At 78.8% G+C, this 2,826-nt stretch carries 2 protein-coding genes and 1 pseudogene; 2 read left to right on the top strand and 1 reads right to left on the bottom strand.

What is annotated here, in order from left to right:
* The coding region (locus ACSNOC_RS27395) for a hypothetical protein (RefSeq protein WP_436750270.1) at window positions 1-230 on the bottom strand (230 nt) is incomplete at its 3' end.
* Between the two features lie 213 nt (window positions 231-443).
* Here ACSNOC_RS27395 and ACSNOC_RS27400 point away from each other — a divergent pair.
* Window positions 444-1,910 carry a flavin monoamine oxidase family protein gene (locus ACSNOC_RS27400; RefSeq protein WP_436750271.1) on the top strand — a complete coding sequence of 489 codons (1,467 nt, stop codon included), beginning with the start codon at window positions 444-446 and terminating at the stop codon, window positions 1,908-1,910.
* Window positions 1,907-2,826 (top strand): annotated as a pseudogene (locus ACSNOC_RS27405) (ferritin-like domain-containing protein); the annotation flags it as partial. The gene ACSNOC_RS27400 and the pseudogene ACSNOC_RS27405, both read left to right, overlap by 4 nt.

Consider the following 2,826-nt stretch of genomic DNA (forward strand, 5'->3'; position numbering starts at 1 on the left):
GCCGCCTCCACGGCCCGCCCCCGCGGGCCCGGCCCGGGCGCGGCGAGCGGGAGCAGACGCAGCGCCAGCGCCACCGCCGCCCCGCCCGCCACCCACCACGTCGCGCCGGACGCCGGACCGTGCCCGTCCAGCAGGGCACGCGCCAGCCAGGCGGTGCCGATCGGCGGTGCCAGCCGGACCAGCGCCCGCAGCGCTCCGCCGGCCGGCCGCGGCAGCGACGCGAAGGCCATGCGAGGTATCCCAGCCTCCGGCGCCCCGGTGCCGGGAGGCGCGCGCCAGAACCTGCGCGCCCGAGCGGGGTGCGCGCCCGCCGTGCCGCCCGGGACGGCACCGCCGTCCCGCCGAACCCCCGTCCCGGCACCGCCCGCACGCGATGTGGCGCCCGGCACCGGCCCGAAGAATCGAGGTGCGGTGAGCGCCGCGCCGGAAGGGGGAACGACTGCGTGAACGGGCCCGAGGCGAGGCCGTGGCCGGACGGCGGCGAGCCCGCCATCGCCGTGCTGGGAGCCGGTATCAGCGGACTGGTCGCGGCCTGGGAGCTGGAACGGCTCGGCCACGACGTCGTGGTGCTGGAGGCCGACGCGCGGGTCGGCGGACGGGTGCTGACCCACCGCTTCGCCGGCCCCGGCGGGCCCCTGGTGGAGCTGGGGGCCATGCGCATCGCGCCCGACCACGCCCTGACCCTGCGGTACGTCGACCGGCTCGGCCTGCGCCCCCGGCTGCGGCCCTTCGCGAACATCCTCAGCGACCCCGGCAACCGCCTGCGCGTCGGACGGCGCCTGGTGCGGGTGCGGGACGCGGCCGGGCCGCTGGTCCGGGACACCGAGGAGCGCGCCGGGGGCGGGTCCCACCGCCCCGAGGCCCTGCTCTTCACCGGCTGGCTGCACGCCATGGTCCGCGCGCTGGGCCCCGCCGAGCTGCGGGTGGTGACGGGGCGGGACCTCGGGAAGCTGCTCGCCACCGCCGACCGCCTCGACCTCGCCCCCTTCGTCGCCGGCGGCCGGGCCGACATCGGCGGCGCGCTGCTCGCCCACCCGGAGCTGCGGGCGGCCTGCGACGCGCGCCTGGAGGGCTTCCTGGACGACCTGGTCCGCGAATCGGGCCCCGGCATGGTGCGGCTGGCCGGCGGCATGGCCCAGCTCACCGAGGGCATCGCCACCCGGCTGCGCCGCCCCGTGCGGACCGGCCACGCGGTCACCGGCATCGACGTGCGGCCGGACGGGGTGCGCGTCCGGCTCGGCGGCCGGTACGCCCCGGCCGCCGTCACGTTCCCCATCGTGCTGTGCACCATCCCGTTCTCGGCGCTGCGCCGCCTGCCGCTGACCGGCCTCAGCGACGACAAGCTGAAGGTCATACGGACGCTGGACTACGGGGCGGCCACCAAGGTGGCGCTGCACTGCCGCGAGGCGTTCTGGCGCGCGGACGGGATCGGCGGCGGCGGATCGGCCCCCGGCGGCCTCATCCGGCAGACGTACTACCCGCCCGCGGAGGGCGACCCGGGCACCGGCGCCGCGCTGCTGGGCAGCTACACGATCGCCGAGGACGCCGACGTCCTCGGCCGCCTGCCGCGCGCCCGGCGCCACGCCGCCGTCCTCGGCGAGCTGCGCGGCCTCCACCCCCGGCTCGGCCCGCCGCCCGCCGTCCGCGACATGGTCAGCGTGGCCTGGGGGGAACGGCCCTGGCACCACGGGTGCGCGGCCCGCCGCTGGGGCCTGACCGGGGCCGACCTCGCCCGTGAGGCCGAACGCACCGCCCGGCCCCAGGGCCGCCTGTTCTTCGCGGGCGAGCACTGCTCCCCGACCCCCGCCTGGATCAACGCCGGGATCGAGACCGCCCTCGACGCGGTCGCGCGGATCGACGCCCTCGCCCGGCGCACGGGCGGACCCGCCGGCACCGGGGCGTCCGCATGAGCGTCTTCGACCTGCCGCGGCTGCACTTCGCGGGCACCGCCGTCACCCGCCTGCCCACCGGCCCCCGCTCCGGCCTGCTCGACCTGGCCACCAACCGGCCCGTCGCCGGCGCCGCCCCGTTCCCGGTGGACCGGCCCGCCGGGGAGTACCACACCTACCTCCGCCAACGGGGCCTGGCCGGCTGGAACCTCGGCGGCAACGGCCACTTCTGGATCGACGCCGCCGTCGTCGCCGCCGAGACCGAACCCGGCCGCCCCGACACCGCCGACCCCGTCGTCGGCAGGGCCGTCGACCTGTGGGGCCACTACAACGAGTACCTCGCCACCACGGCCAACCGCGCCCGCGTCTTCGACGTCGACCCGGCGTCGAACTGGACCACCGCCGTCATGGTCGGCCAGCTCGCCATAGGCCGCCTCGGCCGCTCGCACGACGTCGGCTACCTCGCCATCGGCCACGTGGGCGACGTGTCACCGCCCCGGTGGCAGAACCCGCGCCACGTGCTGGGCCCCTGCGACCACCCGCTGGCCCGCGAGCTGACCCGCTCCGTGGTGCACCAGTTCGTCGTGGACGCCGACGACCGGCTGCACTGGACGGACGCCGCCGCGGACTCCCCGGCCGTGTCCGCGCTGCGCGACGCCGTCACCGGCGGCGGGCACGGCGGCCTGCTCGTACGACTCGCCCTGTTCAACATGGCCACCCCCGCCGGGGACGGCGCCCCCGACCGGTGGCAGCTCCGCGGCACCATCGCCCCCTGGCGGCCCGGGGAACTCCGCACCTGCCCCACCGGCCGCCTGCTCACCCCGCGCGGCCCGCGCCGCGCGGGCCACCGCCCGCCCCTGCACAACCTCACCGTGCGCCTCGCCGGCGGCCGAGCCGGGGGCCCCGGGGTCGCACGGCAGGGGGGTGCCGGGCGGCA

The sequence above is a fragment of the Streptomyces sp. URMC 129 genome, from assembly GCF_051386415.1.
In the GTDB taxonomy this organism is placed as follows: Bacteria; Actinomycetota; Actinomycetes; order Streptomycetales; family Streptomycetaceae; genus Streptomyces.